At 63.6% G+C, this 17268-nt stretch carries 11 protein-coding genes; 2 read left to right on the top strand and 9 right to left on the bottom strand.

What is annotated here, in order from left to right; genetic code table 11:
* Positions 1–72: 72 nt before the first annotated feature.
* The 4 genes from NKJ64_RS01410 to NKJ64_RS01425 all read right to left on the bottom strand — a co-directional run bounded on the left by NKJ64_RS01410 (position 73) and on the right by NKJ64_RS01425 (position 8409).
* Positions 73–810, bottom strand: a complete 738-nt coding sequence (locus NKJ64_RS01410) for a GntR family transcriptional regulator (protein WP_023694237.1) — start codon at positions 808–810, stop codon at positions 73–75.
* A 494-nt stretch (positions 811–1304) separates the two neighbouring features.
* The gene (gene rpe / locus NKJ64_RS01415; RefSeq protein ID WP_023746599.1) at positions 1305–1982 is read right to left on the bottom strand and encodes a ribulose-phosphate 3-epimerase; all 678 of its coding nucleotides are present in this window, start codon (positions 1980–1982) and stop codon (positions 1305–1307) included.
* A 303-nt stretch (positions 1983–2285) separates the two neighbouring features.
* Positions 2286–6143, bottom strand: coding sequence for a DUF7929 domain-containing protein (locus NKJ64_RS01420; RefSeq protein WP_352461838.1), 3858 nt, complete (start codon positions 6141–6143; stop codon positions 2286–2288).
* A 10-nt stretch (positions 6144–6153) separates the two neighbouring features.
* Positions 6154–8409, bottom strand: coding sequence for an NHL repeat-containing protein (locus NKJ64_RS01425; protein ID WP_352461840.1), 2256 nt, complete (start codon positions 8407–8409; stop codon positions 6154–6156).
* A gap of 202 nt (positions 8410–8611) precedes the next feature.
* Here NKJ64_RS01425 and NKJ64_RS01430 point away from each other — a divergent pair, with 202 nt between their 5' ends.
* The gene (locus NKJ64_RS01430; protein ID WP_352461841.1) at positions 8612–10204 is read left to right on the top strand and encodes an ABC transporter substrate-binding protein; all 1593 of its coding nucleotides are present in this window, start codon (positions 8612–8614) and stop codon (positions 10202–10204) included.
* Positions 10205–10210: 6 nt separating this feature from the next.
* The gene (locus NKJ64_RS01435) at positions 10211–11074 is read left to right on the top strand and encodes a hypothetical protein (RefSeq protein ID WP_352461842.1); all 864 of its coding nucleotides are present in this window, start codon (positions 10211–10213) and stop codon (positions 11072–11074) included.
* 6 nt (positions 11075–11080) lie between these two features.
* Here the strand turns inward: NKJ64_RS01435 and NKJ64_RS01440 are convergent, their stop codons facing one another.
* The 5 genes from NKJ64_RS01440 to NKJ64_RS01460 form a co-directional block, all read right to left on the bottom strand.
* Positions 11081–12022, bottom strand: coding sequence for an alpha/beta hydrolase (locus tag NKJ64_RS01440; protein WP_023696924.1), 942 nt, complete (start codon positions 12020–12022; stop codon positions 11081–11083).
* 123 nt (positions 12023–12145) lie between these two features.
* The gene (locus NKJ64_RS01445) at positions 12146–12928 is read right to left on the bottom strand and encodes a carnitinyl-CoA dehydratase (protein ID WP_027049245.1); all 783 of its coding nucleotides are present in this window, start codon (positions 12926–12928) and stop codon (positions 12146–12148) included.
* Positions 12921–14999 carry an acetate--CoA ligase family protein gene (locus NKJ64_RS01450; RefSeq protein WP_023711295.1) on the bottom strand — a complete coding sequence of 693 codons (2079 nt, stop codon included), beginning with the start codon at positions 14997–14999 and terminating at the stop codon, positions 12921–12923. The genes NKJ64_RS01445 and NKJ64_RS01450 overlap by 8 nt, the downstream gene beginning before the upstream one ends.
* Before the next feature lie 3 nt (positions 15000–15002).
* Positions 15003–16166, bottom strand: a complete 1164-nt coding sequence (locus tag NKJ64_RS01455) for an acyl-CoA dehydrogenase family protein (protein WP_023694246.1) — start codon at positions 16164–16166, stop codon at positions 15003–15005.
* A gap of 5 nt (positions 16167–16171) precedes the next feature.
* A complete protein-coding gene (locus tag NKJ64_RS01460) occupies positions 16172–17266 on the bottom strand; it encodes a carnitine 3-dehydrogenase (protein WP_352461843.1) in 1095 nt (364 codons plus the stop codon).
* Positions 17267–17268: the final 2 nt, after the last annotated feature.

A 17268-nucleotide genomic window follows, 5' to 3' on the forward strand; every position in this document is an offset into this window, starting at 1 on the left:
AAGGCAAGCGGACTTGGATAACGGGCGATTTTGGATAGCGGGCGGATTTTGGATAGCGGACCGGAAGCGCTTCTATCTGCGGCTGCGCAGCGCCTTGGTGGCGCTCACGCGTGGATCGCCGCTGTCGTTGAAGCGCTCCATGCACATGGCTGCCGTCAGACGGTAGTGGTTGAGGAGGGCTTCAACGGCGCCGTCGGCATCGCCATCCACCGTGCGCTCCGCAATCAGCCGATGTTCACTGATTTCGTCGCGCTCGCTGCCGTCCTGGGAGATCAGCCGGTAACGGGAGGCCTGATCCGAAAGCTGGTCGCAAAAGCCGGTCAGCCAATGCGAGCGGCAGCCTGCGATCAGTGCCCGATGGAAGGCGCGGTGCAGCTTTTCCCATTCCGGATTGTTCGAGGACGGATCCTCCGGCAAGCGGCGCGGGGCACGCGCCAGGCGATGCAAGGCCAGCACGAGCTGCTCTTCCCATTCGCCGGTGCGGTTGGCAATGGATTCACGCAGCGCCCGCTCTTCCAGCCAGCAGCGGGTGCGCGTCAATTCCTCGAGTTCCGGGGCACTGACCGGCATGATGAAGAAACCGCGCTGGTCGTGGCGGCCGAGCAGGCCTTCCGAAGCAAGTCGGTTGAGGGCCTCGCGAACCGGTGAGGCGCCGGCGCCGTAACGGGAAACCACCCATTCGACACGAAGCTTGCTTTCACTTTCAAACACGCCGCGCAGGAGATCGTCGCGAAGCTGTTGATAGACCGTACTAGCGAGTGTGCTCTTGGGTCCCGCGCCTTCGCTCACATCGGCAGATCCGTAGGTCAATATGACTCCTGTAGCTCTCCCATGCTCCGCTAGCCCGTTCGCGAAGCAAACGATTTCCCCTGTAAATTTACTGTAACTCCTAAGGCATCCGCCCCTCAAGCGAAAGATCACGATATTCGACTTAAAGAGGAAGGTTGACCGCATCTTATCCGCCGGAAGTAACTAAAATCGTGAAAAACTTGTTCTTCTGAAGAAAGTTTGTCTGCCAGCATGGCAGGTGCCCTCGAGAAACAGCTTCGAGATCCCGAATACGGATAATTTTTTCTTAACGCGCGTCATGCCGCCGGATTGACCTCTCCCCGCATGCAGATCCCTTCGGCAGTTATCCACTAGATTTATGGGCCAAAACTAGTGCCGGATGCCGCGATCCTGTCGCTTGCCGCGATGCCCTTGCGGCTGCCACCCGTTGACGGCTTTTTGGGAGATCGAAGGATCAGGCAGGGAGATCAGGCCGAGGAGAACCGACCAGCCGGGAACTTGCCCTGGAACTGATGTCAGCCGGCAGCCCGGTCGGCCGCGGTTCGGATGGCTTCTATATTGGCCCGGTAGGCTTCGACGCTGCCGCCCTTGAAGATGGCGGCGCCTGCCACCAGCACATCGGCGCCGGCTGATGTGACCAGGGGGGCGGTTTCCGGCGACACGCCGCCGTCGATCTCAATGCGAATCGGCCGGTTGCCGATCAGCGCTTTCACCCGCTTGACCTTGTCGACCATGGCCGGGATGAAGGCCTGGCCGCCAAAGCCCGGATTGACGGTCATGATCAGGATCAGGTCAAGCCGGTCGAGCACATATTCGATCGCACTTTCCGGCGTCGCCGGATTGAGCGATACGCCAGCCTTCTTGCCGAGATCCTTGATGGTCTGAAGCGAGCGGTCGAGATGCGGTCCGGCCTCGGCATGCACGGTCATGCCGTCGCAGCCGGCATCGGCAAAGGCGGCCAGATAAGGATCGGCCGGCGCAATCATCAAATGGCAGTCGAAAAAGGCCTTGGTGCGGTTGCGGATGGCCTTGATCACCGGCGGGCCGAAGGTGATGTTGGGCACGAAATGCCCGTCCATCACGTCGAGATGAATCCAGTCGGCGCCGGCCGCCGCCACCGCCTCGACCTCGTCGCCGAGCTTCGAGAAATCCGACGCCAGCACCGATGGCGCGATCAGGGTCTTCCTGCTCATGATGCGGCCCCTTTGGGCGCCCTGTTTGCGGGCGCGGCCTTGACGACTGCTAGAGCAATTCCAGGAAAAGTGGGAACGGCTTTCCGTCCGGAATTGCGTGAAAACAAAGAGATAGAGCGGTTCGGCGTTTCCACGAAACGATGAACTGCTCTAGACCATGATCCCGAAAAGGGAAAGTCGGTATTTGCTGCGCCCGGCAGCGGGTTCGGCGAATACCTGGCCGCCCGATCGCCGCAGCGCGCCCAAGGAAAACCCCGCCGGATCGCTCCGACGGGGCTCTGAATTTTGACTCGTATCCAGATCCTATGGCTTGAAGTTGGCCGCCGGATCCCTTTGCGGCTGTACCTGCGTCTGCGGCGTGCGCTTCGGTATGAACTGCTGAAGGACACCTGGATTGAGCAACAGGGTCGGGTCGAGCGACGGCTGCTGCCGGATGGCTCTGCAGTTCGGGAACCGACCAACGGTGCCTTCGGGGCAGCGCCGCCTGATGATCGGCACGCACTGGCCGCCGACCATCTGCGAGCCCGGGGCGCAGTCTCCCACCTGCGGCCTCGGCTTGCGGCATGCGCCGTCGATCACCTGGGTGCCGCGCGGGCAAACACACTCGCCGCGCTTGTTGTGCACCTGGCCGCGTATGTCGCACTGTTCCAGCACAGGCTTCTTCTGCCGGCAGGCATTGCCTTGCACCTCGGTACCCCGCGGGCAGACACAATTGCCGTTGGCGTCGTGGACCTGGCCGCGGATCGAGCACTGCTCGGGCTTCGGCCGGATCGGCCGGCAGACCTTGCCCCTGACTTCTGTGCCGTCCGGGCAGACGCAATCGCCATTGGCGTTTTGGATCTGACCACGGATCGAGCATTGTTCAGGCTTTGGCCGGATCGGCCGGCAGGCTCCATTGCGCTCCTCTGTCCCACGCGGGCAGACACAATCGCCATCGGCGTCATGAACCTGGCCGCGTATGCTGCACTGCTCGGGCTTCTGCTTGTCGCGCACGCAGGCATTTGCCTGTCGGTCGAGATGCGTACCTTCCGGGCAGTAGCAGCCATTGCCGTCCGACGTCGGGACCGAACCGGGGATGGCGCAGCCAGGCTTGTCGGTCTTGACGCAAGCGCCGTTCTCAAGCTCGGTTCCGCGCGGGCAGACACAGCGTCCATCCTCGGTGCGGATCTGGCCCTTGAGCAGCACGCAGGGCCTCGGATCCTTCGGCTGGATGATGACGCCGCCGTCGGGCGAGCACTGGCCGTTGCGGAACGTCGTGCCTTCCGGACACACGCACCGGCCGGCATCGTTCATGACGAAGCCTGGCGAGCATTCCTTCTTCACCTCGCGCTTGATGGTGAACGGATGGCAGGCATAGGCCTTGCCGCGATCGCCCTGGACGTTGGTCAGGTCGCCGGGCAGTACGTCGCCGCCGCCTTGCACCCTGGTGTCGGGAGACAAGACGCCGACGCAGTTCTGGCCGCTGACGTTGCCCCGCAGATTGACCAGGGGAGCGTCGGGAAGGACCACGGTGACCTTGTGCACATGGCTTTCCCCGGCGCCGAGCGTCAGGTTGGCAATGCAGGTCAACGGCAAGGTCGTCGGTTCGGGCGAGCAGCCAAAGGGCGGTTCGATCGAGGTGATCGCGACGCCTTGCAGCCGCCCCAGGCCGTCCACCCCGATCGCATCGCCGATGCGGACCGGACCGGAGAAGGCGGTCTGGCCATCATTGGTGATGGTGATCTCGAACGAGCAGGGTTGCCCGGGCTGGCACTCGGCATCGCCGGTCTTCTTGACGCTGACGGTGGACGTGCCGCCGCCCTTGGCGCAGGCCTGGCCGATCGGGTAGACGATATCGTCTCCAGGGGCCGGGCCGTATGAGCCGCGTGCGCAGTTCTCGAACGCGCCATTGGCCGAGACCGTCACATCGAAGTGCCTCGATGTTCCGGGAGTCATCGCGGCGCCGAGTATCTGGCACGACAGCGCGTTGGCCGGAACCGCTCCGCAGGCCCATTCCGCGCCGTCGGGTGTGACGGTCTGGATCTGGACCGGCGCGCCACCCGATATCAGCGTGGCAGCATCGTTGACCCGCACCGGACCGGTGGGGGCAGCGGTGCCAAGGCTGATGACGGTGATGCGGCAGGAAACCACCGCTGCACCGGCGAGCGAGCCGTTGCACACCTTGGTTATGCGCAGGGTCGGCTTGCCGCCATTGGGACGACGGAAGCGTTCCTTGGCGCAGGCCTTGTTGTTGGTGAGGTCGACCTCACCGGGGACGGGCTTCAGCGCCGCGCAGTTCTCGACCGAATCCGACTGGTAGCCGGCCGGCATGACCGCCTTGACGACGATCGGCGTCGAGGCGCCCGGCATCAGCACGATGCCTGCATTGTCGCAGCGGAACTGGCCGGGACCGTTCGGTCCGCATGTCCAGGGCGGAGACGGGCCGAAGGTCGAAGAGGCCGGCGCGCCGCCCGGGTAATTGTCGATAACCGTCAGCGGCCCATTATAGGGGACGCTGCCATTGTTGATGATGTCGATCACGAAGTAGCAGATGCCGTCGGGCGTGCAGACCGGGATGCGAGCACGCTTCTTCAGGATCAGGTCGACCTTCTTGTCGACCGGGGGCCGGCAATCGCGGTCGCGGTCGCCACGCCGGCAGATCGGGATCGAGGCACAGCCGCGATCGTTCTGCTGGCTGCCGAACAGCGGCTTGCCGCTGGCACCGTAGTTATAGGTGGCGCAGTTGCGCAGCGCGCTGCCTTGCCAACCACCCGCCGGCTTGAAGCCGAGCTTGAGGTTGATGGAGGCCCCCGGATTGAGCGTGGTCACCGGATAGGTGCACGTCATCGGGGTCACGCCGGGCATGCATACCCAGGGCGGATTGGGCCCTGAATCCAGAGTCGAGCCGGCCGGCAGCGTCACCTCGTCGAGCACGATCTTGCCGTGATACGGCCCGTCGCCGACATTGGTGACCTTGATGGTGAAGTCGCAGCCGCCGCCCATCGTGCAACGCGTCACGTCGGCGCGTTTCGCGACCTTGAGGTCCGGTTCCTTGTCCTTGGGCGGACATCTCAAGTCACGCGGGATGACGATGTCGATGGTCTGCGTGCAGCATAGTCCCCAGCCCTCCTTCGGGCCGGCATAGGTCTCGATGCCGGTGACGATGAGGTGGATGACGTCGCCGGGCGACGCACCGACGATCTTCCAGTTCAGCACACCGCCGCCCGCCGGCACCAATTGCGTGTCGGGGATGATGGTGATGCCTGGGGTCGTCGTCGATACCTGCACCCATTTGCCGCCCATCTCCGGGCCGACAGGCATGTGGTAGATGAACGCGCCGCCGCCTTGCACGCAATCGACCGTGCCGCGCTCCACCTTGAAACATTCCCGGTCGGGAGGCGGAGGCCGCTTGTCACAGTTGGTGAGGTCGATCTTGATCGAGGTCTTGGCCCCGGTCTTGTAGTCGCCGTCGTCGGGCTTGCCCGGATCCTGCGACGGGATGATGGCCCCCGTGCCGACGCCCGGCGTCACCTTGATCATGCCCTGGTTGTCGACGATGGTCGGCGACGGAAACGCCGCATGGTCGATCTTGGCGGTGATCTTGAAATTGATGACGCGTTCATTGCCAGCCCCAGCGCCGTCGAGATCGGTGGCGGAAATCCGGAAATCGGAAACCGTTGCCGTATCGTTCGGATTAGCCGAGGTGCTGATTGTCGCACCCGGCAGCGGTCCGCCGGACGCATCCGTGCCGTCGCCGGACACGTTGACGTTGACGATCGCAAGACCGTGCGGAAGCTGATCCTTGAAGTCGAGTTGGAGTTTCTTCAGCCTGGCCGAAAAGCTTGGGTCGGCAAAGCCTTGCGGGTCGCCGCGCAGGCCAAAGCTCAGAGAGTAGACGACGTAGTCGCAGCTCCTCTGTGTGCCTGTTTTGGTGAAGAACGGCACGATCCGTTCCGGCCTCGGATTGACGATTTTTGAATTGTCCAGGTCGAGCCGCAGTTCCGGAGTGATCGGGACTGCATCTTCGGCGTGGCTTGCCACAGGGGTGAACATGGCGACCGCGATACCGGCCGCCATCAGCCAGCGCGCGCCGCGCCTGGCATATGACAGGGGTTTCATGATGGTCTCCATGACGTTGGATTGACTGCTGTTCGCGGTCGGGGAAAGTGCGAGATTTTTCATCTTCCCCTCCTCAACGTTCGCAGCTGACGGCTGGGGTTCTGAGCGGCAAAGTCATCTTGCAGCAAGGGTAGTAGCCACCCTTGTCCTTGTCGGACTGCCTGTAGAAGCAAAGTCCAACATCGACTCTGTCGCCCGGAGAATGGCCGGTGATGTCGACCGTGTAAGGCTTACCGGGAGCATGCGACTGGGGTGATGTCACCCCGACGCCTGGTGTCATGGACTGGACCTTGATCGAATCGCCGCCAAAGCCGGCATGGTCATGGAGATAGAGGTCGGCCTGGAGGCCGCGAGGCGTGCAGTAGAACTGAACATCCTCGACATCGATGCACGGAGGCAGATCGCCGGGCGGTGGGAAGCCCGGCGGATAGAACGGCGGCAGATAACCGCCTGGGATCTCTTCATAATAGCCGGCACGGCCGTCGCAGGGGTGCCAGACCTCGACGTCGCCGACATGGCCTTCCACTTCTGGGTCTTCGAAATAGCCGTCGAAGTCGACGAACCACGAGCCGAAAGGCGGCACGTTGGCCGGCTTGACCAACGGCGTCGGCGTGATCTGCACGCCGTGCACGGCAAGCGGCCCGCCGGCGGCGAGCTGGTCGGCAAGTGTCGGGTTGTCGCGCAGCTTGTCGCCGGTGTTGACCAGCGTGTCGGTGCACACGCCGGTGTCGAGATTGCCGTCGGCGTCATAGCCATATTGCAGGTCGAGCCCACCGACCGACTGCCGGTTGCCTTGCGGGAAGCCGACTGCATATTCCTGCGGCTCTTCCACCCAGACCGATTCCGTCGCCGGATCGTCCGGGTTTTCGCGCCAGTAGCGGATGACCTCGCCCTTGCCGGAATCGGCGAACTGGCTGTAATCGTAGCGATTCTCGACCGGGCCGCGCTGCGCCAGATACATGAAGCCCTGGTTGTCGAAGGCGATGTCGGTGACGGCGTAGTCCTTGTCGGCCTTGACCGTCAGCTCCCAGCGCGGATCACCGGCAAAGCTGCCATCGCGGGCAATGCCAACCGACCAGATCTCGGCCTTTTCGCCGACCGAATAATAGAGCCGGCCGCCATGATAGGCGACGGACCAGACGCGGCGTTCGTCCTGCGTGTAGCCCCATGTGTCGGGGTCTTCCGAGTCGAAGGCAGCACCCTGTATGTCCATCACCGCACCGTCATCGGCGACGGGAGCCAGCCCATGCGCCGGCCGCCCGGCAACGCCGTGATCGAATGTGTCGATCAGCGTGCCGTTGGCGTCGAGGCGGTGGATGAAGCCCGTGTCGAGGTCGCTCGCGAAGAACTCGCGGTGATTGCTGTCGAAGCTGATGTCGCCGATGCCGGAACCGCTGTTGGTGTCAATGTCGGCGAATTTGGAGACCGCGCCGGTGATGCCGTCGATCTTCCAGATCGTGCCCGGACCGCCACCGCTTTCGGTGCCGAACTGGCCGTCCATGAAGACGGCGCCTGCGGTTCCGCGGCGCTGTCGCTCGGGCCGACCGTCGGCATCTTCGTCCGGGGTGACGATACGGATGCCGTGCAGCGAGGTCGCGCCGGCATAGAGGTTGGGGACGCCCGTGGGAACGCCGGCGCGCACACCGTCATCATAGGTAATGGCGAACACCTGGCCGATCTGTTCGGCCGTTACCTCGAAAGGCGGCGGCGTGTAGACGAGCTGGCCGGAAGCCGGTCCGCCGAGCGCCGAAACGTCGAAGACGCGCAAGGTGGCGCGCGTCGTGTCGATGAAGGTTTCGTCGACCGGGTCGACGCCGGGCGGCAGCCCCCCCCTTTCGGAATCGGCAGAGTCGAAATTGGGAATGACGGTGCCGGAAAATCCGGTGACCGCCATCGAGCCGGGATAGATGATCTGGGTTTCCTGCGCTTGGGCGGCTGTGTCCAACCAGAGCGTGGCGCTCAGCGCCAGGGCAAGCAAACAGCCGGCCAGATGGAGCGAACGGCGCAAACCGCCGCTTGGAGACGACATGGACGCGCCGCGATCGCAGGACATAAAACTCCCCCCGAAGTTTTCGGGAGGAACATCCGGTCCGGCCGCGCGAAACAGGGCAAGGCGCGGCGTTCCGGCACGTTCGTCCCTGATCGAATTGTCTGCTTTCCTCATCTTCACGATACGCCTGCTCCTGCGCAGGGTCAACGGAATCAGCCGAAAGCCCAGCGCATCGACTCCATCCCGAAGGCGGTGGTCGCGCTGAGCTTGCGTTGGTCCCGGAGACCGTGGAGCCTCTGGGGTCCTGGTCATGGGGGCATCCTTTCCGGCCCGCACCATGCGGCGCCTGGTCGTCAGTCGCAGGCTGAAGCGGAAAGGTTCATGCAAAACGGCGGCCGGGTCTGTCCGCCATTTCACATAGGCGCGGCCAATTCCTTGTGTCAACTCAAGGTGGAAAACAGTCTTGGCGCGCGAAAGACCGGCCGGCTTACTTACCGTCAGTGCCGGCTTCTGCTAGCGTCTTCCCAACCCTGGGGGGATCATGACACGCAGGCACTTCGTTCTTTTGCTGGCGGCGCTTTTTCCATGTGCGTTGCCGGTCCATCAATCCGTAGCCAAGACCTTGGTCTACTGCACCGAGGTTAGCCCCGATACGTTCGATCCCGCACTCGCCTCCGGATCCCGCGACGCCTCGGCCACCGCTCTCTACAACCGCATGGTCGAGTTCGAGCCCGGCACCACCAAGGTGCGCCCCGGCCTTGCCGAAAGCTGGGAGATTTCCGACGATGGCCTCACCTACACATTCCACCTGCGGCAGGGCGTGAAATTCCACATCGTCGAGGGCTTTACGCCTAGTCGCGACTTCAATGCCGATGACGTGCTGTTCACCTTCGACCGGCAGGCCAACGCGCAGAACCCGTTCAACAATTACGCCAAACGCCAGTACATTTACTTCGACGGCATCGGCATGCCGGATCTTGTCGCCGGTTGGCGCAAGCTTGACGACCATACTGTGGTGATGACGCTGAAGGCGCCGCATTCGCCGATGCTTGCCGACCTGGCGATGGATTTCGCTTCGGTCGTTTCCAAGGAATATGCCGACAAGCTCCTCGCAGAGAAGCGGCTTCTCGACCTGGCGCTGAAGCCGGTCGGGACGGGTCCGTTCCAGCTTGTCGACTACCAGCAGGATGCAGTCATCCGCTACAAGGCCAATCCGGACTACTGGCGCGGCAAGCCGAAGATCGACGATCTCGTCTTCGCCATTGCCACCGATGCCAGCATTCGCATGGAAAAGCTGCGCGCCGGCGAATGCGATCTCATGCCCTATCCAAATCCGGCCGACCTGGAGGCGATCAAGGCGACGCCCGGAATCAAGGTCATGCGGCAGGAGGGCCTCAATACGGGATACCTCGCCTTCAACACCTTGCAGAAGCCCTTCGACGATCCAAGGGTGAGGAAGGCGATCGCCATTGCCATCGACACGCAGGCGCTGGTCGACGTCGTATTCCGCGGCACCGGCGAAGTCGCACGCAATCCGCTGCCGCCAACCTCCTGGGCCTATGACAAGACGAGCCCCGATCATGTCTTCGACCCCGCTGCCGCCAGGCAGGGGCTCGCCGATGCCGGCGTAAAAGACCTGCACATGAAGATCTGGGCGATGCCGGTGCAGCGTCCGTATAACCCGAATGCGCAGCGTATGGCCGAAATGATCCAGTCCGACCTGGCAAAGATCGGTGTCACCGTGGAAGTCGTGACGTATGAGTGGACTGAATACCTTGCCCGCTCGAAGTCACGCGACCGCGACGGCGCCATGCTGTTCGGCTTCACCGGCGACAATGGCGACCCCGATAACTTCCTGTCGGTGCCGCTTGGCTGTGCCGGCGTCGGCACCACCAATCGTGCCAACTGGTGTTTTCCGGCCTTCGACGATCTGCTCAAGCAGGCAGCCGGGATCGTCGATCCCGCTGCCCGCGCAAAACTCTATTCGCAGGCGCAAACGATCTTCAGGGAGCAGATGCCGTGGGTCGCTATCGCCCACTCCGTGGTCTCGATCCCGATGCGCGAACAGGTGACGGGCTATGTCATGGACCCCTTTGATCACCACGATTTCTCGGGCGTCGATATCAAGGAATAGCGTTCGGTGTCTGCCGCAGATCTCGATGTCTATGTAGAGAGCCTGCGCAATTTCCGACTGGTGCGGAGCTATTGCATCGCGCAGTTGCTGCCTTACCTGGAACAGGCTGGATTGAAAGCGCGCCTGCTCGACCGGCCGGCCGGCCGAGATCGGGCGCCGGTGGCCTTTCTGCATGTCGACCTGACAATCGTGCCGCCAACGTACCGCGGTCTCGGCCACCTCTACGACCGCACCATCAATGGCCGCGCGCTGTCCATCCACCGGCACCTTTATTCGACACTGAAGCTGGAGGCCGGCGACAGCCACAAGGGGCCGGTTGTCGTCAAGACGGTCCTCAACTCCAGGGGCCGACCAGAGCAGCGCTGGTGGCAGCATCGCAACGGCCTGACCAGGAGCGCGCATGCCATCCGCAAGCTCTTCGAACCCGGCTACAAGGACCGCCTGTGCCCGCCCTATAAGGTCTACCAGACGATCGGCGAGGTTCCGCGGGATGTATGGCGCAACAATCGCCTGATGGTGGAAAAGTTCGCTTTCGATACGCTCGACCTGCCCATCGTCAAGCACCGCTACATGTTCCTGCTCGGTGCCGAGGTCAACATGCGGCAGGTCTACGACGATGTGTTGTGCGCCGGCTCAAAAATCCTGAGCAATGAGGTGGGCGGCGCCGTGCCACCGGAAGTGCTGGCGGTGCGGCAGCGGCTCAACCTGGACTTCGGCGCCATCGACTATTTCATTGTCGATGGCAAAGGCGTTGTCGTGGATGCCAACAAGACCGTCGGCTCAAACCCTGAATGGCTGAAGAAAAACCGCTTTCGTCGGGAATTCAACGATCGCATGGCTGAGGAACTGATCGCCTTTGTCCGCGGTTGAGCCGGATCACCAGATCCAGTCGCCCTTGCCCAGCACCGACACCGCTTCGACGATACGGTTGAAGCTGGCGCGGGCCCGGCCGACCGTGTGCCTGGCCCGGAGATAGCCATGCACCAGCCCCGGCTCCTCGGACCAGCTGGCGTGTCCGCCTGCGGTAAGGATGCGGTCGCGGTAGGCCTCGCCGTCGGACGACAGCGGGTCGCATTGCGCGGTGATCAGCACGGTTGGCGGCAGTTTGGTGAAATCGGTGTCGGCGAGCGGCGACAAGGTGATGTCACCAGTACCGTCAGCGCCGCCGGTGCGGATGTGCTTGTAGAATTCGAGATCGCGCATGGTCAACATCGGTGCTTCGGCGTGCGCGACATACGAGCCCTTCGAACGGTCGCCGCCGAGGCCCGGATAGATCAGCACCTGGCCGATCGGCTTTTTGGCATGGCCACGCGTTGCGTGAGCAACAGCCGCGCAGAGATTGCCGCCGGCGCTGTCGCCGCACAGCAGAATAGGGCGGTCGTAGGTTTTGGCTGCCCATTCGAAGGCACGTAAAGCATCGTCGAAAGCGGCCGGGTGCAAATGCTCCGGCGCCAGCCGGTAATCGATGGAACCCACCTCGTAACCGGTGCGGGCGCAGAGCTCGGCGCAGACATCGTCATGGCTGTCTAGGCCGCCGAGGATGAAACCCCCGCCATGGATGTAGAGCACCATCGCCGCCGTGTTCGGGGTAGCGCTGCGATAGATGCGGATCGGGATGTCGTGTGATCGGTTGGCAATGAAAGTCGTTTCCGCCGTCACACCATTGGGATAGCCGGCAAAGAACTCGCGGCACATCCGGTCATAAATCGCACGCTGCTGGGCGATGGTGTAGTCGATCGTATCGGGCGGGTAATAGGAATTGGTCCGCTCGATGAAGGCCCAGGTCTCGGCATCGATGAGGGTTTTGTAGTCGGTCATGCAGCTCCTTTACCTCCCCCTTGATGGGGGAGGTCGCCGCGAAGCGGCGGGTGGGGGTGGTGGCGCATCACCCCACCCCGGACCTTCGGTCCGACCCTCCCCATCGAGGGGAGGGTAAAGAGGCTACTTCCCCTTCCACACCGGGTCGCGCTTCTCCGCAAACGCCCGGAACCCTTCCATACCGTCCTCGGAGCCATAAAGCGCATCGACCGTCGCCAGTTGCCGGCGCGTGACGCGGTTCATGGCATCCTGGAAGGTCAGCGCCTCGGCCACCCGCGCCGTCTCCTTGATCGCGGCAAACACCAGCGGCGGGCCGCTGGCCAGTAGCCTTGCGACCTCCCAGACGCGGTCTTCAAGCTTTTCCTTGGGCAACACTTCGTTGACCAGGCCCCAGCGATGCGCTTCCGCTACATCCATCCAGCGGCCGGTGAGCAGCAAGTCCATGGCGACATGATAGGGAATGCGCTTCGGCAGCTTGATCGTCGCGGCGTCCGCTAGCGTGCCGGCGCGGATTTCGGGCAGTGCGAAGGAGGAGTGGTCGGAGGCGAAAATGAGGTCGCAGGACAGCGCCAACTCGAAGCCGCCGCCGACCGCCATGCCGTTGACGCAGGCGATGACCGGCTTGTTCATGTCGCGCAGCTCCTGCAGGCCGGCAAAACCGCCGACGCCATAGTCGCCGTCGACCGCGTCGCCACCGGCGGCTGCCTTCAAATCCCAGCCGGCGCAGAAGAACTTGTCGCCGGCGGTCTTGACGATGGCGACGCGCAATCCGGGATCGTCGCGGAACGCCTTGAAGGTCTCGCCCATCAGCCGCGAGGTCTTGAGGTCGATGGCGTTGGCCTTGGGCCGGTCGAGCGTGACCTCGAGGATGGTGCCCTCGCGGCGGGTGGAAATGACGTCAGACATTCTTCTTCTCTCCCAGCACCAGCAGCGCGTCGGCGATCCAGGCGCCCTTGCCCTCGGCGCAGACGATCAGCGGGTTGATGTCGAGTTCCTCGATCTCTCCGGCATTCGTCTGCACGAAGCCGGCAATGCCCGCGATGGCGTCGATGGCAGCCCCGACATCGGCCTTGGGCCGGCCACGATAGCCGTCCAGCAGCGGAAACAGTTTAAGGCCACGCAGGGCGGCCTCGATGTCGTCGCGCGTCGCCGGCAGCATGAGCGTAACGCTGTCGCGCAACAGTTCGACCAACACGCCGCCGGTGCCCAGTGTCATGACCGCGCCGAACATCGGATCGCGGGTGAAGCCGACGATCAACTCGGCAACGCCGTCGCGCACCATGCGTTCGACATAGAGGCCGGTGCCGAGCGGCAGCAGATCATGCGCGGCCGTGCTGACCGATTCGGCGTCTTTCAGATTGAGCCGCACCGCGCCGACCTCCGACTTATGGGTGACGCCGAGCGCCTTCAGCGCCACCGGGAAGCCGAGCGCCATGGATGAGATGACGGCCTCGACAGCGTTAGCGGCACGTTCTGCCTTCGGCACCGGCAAGCCGGCCTTGATCAGCCGCGCCTTGGCTTCGGCCTCGTCAGGGGTGACATGATCGCCGCCGGCAGCACCGGCAGCCGATGTGTCGATCGGCTGCGCCTGCGGCTCGGCCCAGGCCCAGCCGATGAAGGCCGCCGCGCCTGCGGCATCCATGGCCTCGGAAATACCGAACAACGGCACCATGCCGCGCGCCATCAGCTCGGCGGTGTATTCCTCCGGCAGGTTCTCCGGCAGCGACGAGACAATCGCGCCATGCGCCTTGTTGGTCTTCAGCGCCGATTCGAAGGCGCGCAGCGTCGCCCACCAGTCGGTGACCGAGCAGCGGTCGGGGCGCGGGAAATCGAGCACCAGCATGTTGAGGTCGAAACCGCCCGACACCATGGCGGTGAAGGTGGCGGTCATCGCCGGTTCATTGTTCCAGATGAAGGTGTGATAGTCCAACGGGTTGGCGACCGCGACCAGCGGCCCGAGCGTCGATTTGACATGGGCGCGGTGTTTGCTGGTGAGCTCCGGGAAATTGACCCAGCGGCCTTCGGCGCTGTCGGCCATGACAGAGGCTTCGCCGCCCGAGCAACTCATCGATGACAGTCTATAGCCGGGCAGTGGTCCTGTGACGTGCAGAAGCTTCAGCGCCTCGATAAAGGCGGGGATGGAATCGACGCGCGCAATGCCGAGCCGCCGCAGGAAAGCGCCCGAAGCGGCATCCGAACCGGCGAGCGAAGCTGTGTGCGAGACGGTCGCCTGCCTGGCCTGTTCGGACCGGCCGACCTTCATGGCGATGATCGGCTTCTTCAGTTCGCGCGCCCGCGCCGCCAGCTTCTCGAAGCCGGCTACCGAATCGAAGGCTTCGATGTGCAGGCCGAGCGAGGTGACGCGCTCATCCTCGATCAGGCCGAGCGCCATTTCGGAGAGGCCGGTCTGCGCCTGGTTGCCGGCGGTCATCAGGAAGGCGATCGGCAGGCCGCGCTTCTGCATCGTCATGTTGATGGCGATGTTGGAGGACTGGGTGATGATGGCGACGCCCTTGGCGCCTTCGGGCAGCCTGATGCCGCCATGCTGGTCGGGCCATAGCAGCGCGCCATCGGCATAGTTGATCAGGCCGTAGCAGTTCGGCCCGATGATCGGCATCTGGCCCGCGGCAGCCACCAGTTCGGCCTGCAGCCGCTCGCCGTCATCGTCATAGGCCTCGGTCTCAAGAAAGCCCGCGGCAAAACAGACGGCGCCGCCGGCGCCGCGCTCAGCCAGCGCCTTGATTACCTCGATGGTGAGATGCCGGTTGACGCCGACAAAGGCAGCGTCCGGCGCGTCGGGAAGGTCGGCGACCGAGCGATAGGCCTTGCGGCCGGCGACCTCGTCCTTGTTCGGATGCACCGGCCAGATTTCGCCGGCAAAGCCCATCTTGATCGATTGCGCGACGACGGCAGCGGCCTGCGCCCCGCCGAACACGGCGATGGATTTTGGACGCAGGAGACGTTCAAGCTTATGCATGGTTTATGCCCCGAACGGGCGCAGCAGCGCCCGCGAAATGATGTGGCGCTGGATTTCCGACGTGCCTTCCCAGATGCGCTCGACGCGGGCGTCGCGCCAGATGCGCTCCAGCGGCAGGTCATCCATCAGCCCCATGCCGCCATGGATCTGGATTGCTTCGTCGGCAACAAAGGCGAGCATTTCGGTAGCCTTCAGCTTCGCCATGGCCATGTCCTGGTCGGTGACGGTGCCCTGATCGTACTTCCAGCCGGCTTCGAACACCATCAGGTCCGCCGCCTTCAATTCCGTCGCCATGTCGGCGAGCTTGAACGACACGCCCTGGAACTTGCCGATCTGCTGGCCGAACTGCTGGCGTTGCGCCGAGTATTCGATGGCGTGGCCGAGTGCCCGCTCGGCGCGGCCGAGACAGGTGGCGCCGACCTGCAGGCGCGTGGCGCCGAGCCAGGAATTGGCGACGTCGAAGCCCTTGTGGACCTCACCCAGCACCTGGCTTGCCGGCAGGCGGCAATCGTCGAATTCGAGGATGGCGTTGGTGTAGCCGCGATGCGAGACGTTGCGGTAGCCGTCGCGCACGGTGAACCCCTTGGTGCCCTTGTCGACGAAGAAGGCGGTGATCTTCTTGCGCTTGCCGCGCGGCGTTTCTTCCTCGCCCGAAGCCATGAAACAAATCGCGAAATCGGCAAGATCGGCATGGGAGATGAAATGCTTGGTGCCGTTAAGGACCCAGTCGTGGCCGTCCTGCACCGCGGTCGCCTTCATGCCTCGCAGGTCGGAGCCGGCGCCGGGCTCGGTCATCGCCAGGCAGTCCCACTTCTCGCCGCGGATGCACGGGAACAGGTACTTTTCGCGCTGCTCGGGCGTGCCGGCGAGCAGGATGTTGGAGGGGCGCGCGACGCAGGTCCAGTGCAGCGCATAGTTGGCGCGGCCGAGTTCCTTCTCGTAGAGCAGCCAAGTCACCGTATCGAGGCCGGCGCCACCGACATCGGCCGGCATGTTGGCCGCATAGAGCCCGGCTTCGATCGCCTTGACCTTGATCTCCTCGATCAACTCGCGGCGCAGCACGCCGGTGCGCTCGACCTCGCGTTCATGCGGGTAAAGCTCATTCTCGACGAACGCGCGCGTCGTCTCGACGATGAGCTTCTGTTCCTCCGAAAGACCGAAATCCATGGTCCTCAGCCCTTCTTCTTTTTCTTCGGCTTTTCCGCCTTCTTCACCGGCTTCGATGCCTTGGCCTTTTCGGCGGCCCTGGATGCGGCCGGCTTCTTCGCCGCCAGCTTGGCCAGTTGCTTGGTATAGTCCTTGTGCAAGGCGCCGGCGCCCCAGCCTTTGCCTTTGTTCTGTTTCGACAGAGCATCCATGATCGCGACCAGATTGTCGTCGCGGATCTTTTCCAGCTCACGGATCGACAGGCCGTGCGCCTGGTCGTCCGACTGGGTGGCGATCAGATCGACCAGCTCGTCGTTGAACTCCGGCACGTCCATCAGCTTGGTCCACGGCCATTTCAGGCACGGCCCGAACTGCGCCATGAAGTGGCGCATCCCGGCTTCGCCGCCGGCGACGCGATAGACCTGGAACATGCCCATCTGCGCCCAGCGCAGGCCGAAGCCATAGCGCATGATGTCGTCGAGTTCCTCGACGGTGCAGATGCCGTCCTTGATCAGCCACAGCGCCTCACGCCAGGCCGCTTCGAGCAGGCGGTCGCCGACAAAGGCCTCGATCTCCTTGCGGATCACCACCGGCTTCATGCCGATCGATGCATAGATCTCCTTTGCGACCTCGATCGCCTCTGGAAAGGTCTGTTCGCCACCGACGATCTCGACCAGCGGCAGCAGATAGACCGGGTTGAAGGGATGTCCGACAACCAGACGCTCCGGATGCTTCTTCATCGCCACCTGCATGTCGGTCGGCTTGATGCCCGAGGTGGACGAGCCGACAATGGCGTTGGCCGGCGCGTAGAGATCGATCTCGGCCAGTACGCGGTGTTTGAGGTCGAGCCGCTCCGGCACGCTCTCCTGGATGAAATCGGCGTCGGCCACCGCCTCGGCGATGGTCTTGGCAAAGGTCAGTCTGCCTTCCCTGGGCAGGCCGCCGGGAACCATCTGCCTGTAGGCGCGGCGCGCGCCCTTCATCACTTCCGAGACCTTGCGCGACGCTTCCGGGTCCGGATCGAAGATCGACACGTCGATGCCGTTGAGCAGCAGCCGCGCCACCCAGCCGGCGCCAATGACACCGCCGCCAATGGCGGCTGCCTTGTTGATGATGCTCATGG

Origin of the sequence: Mesorhizobium sp. M0062 (assembly GCF_040323125.1) — a bacterium.
Lineage (GTDB): Bacteria > Pseudomonadota > Alphaproteobacteria > Rhizobiales > Rhizobiaceae > Mesorhizobium.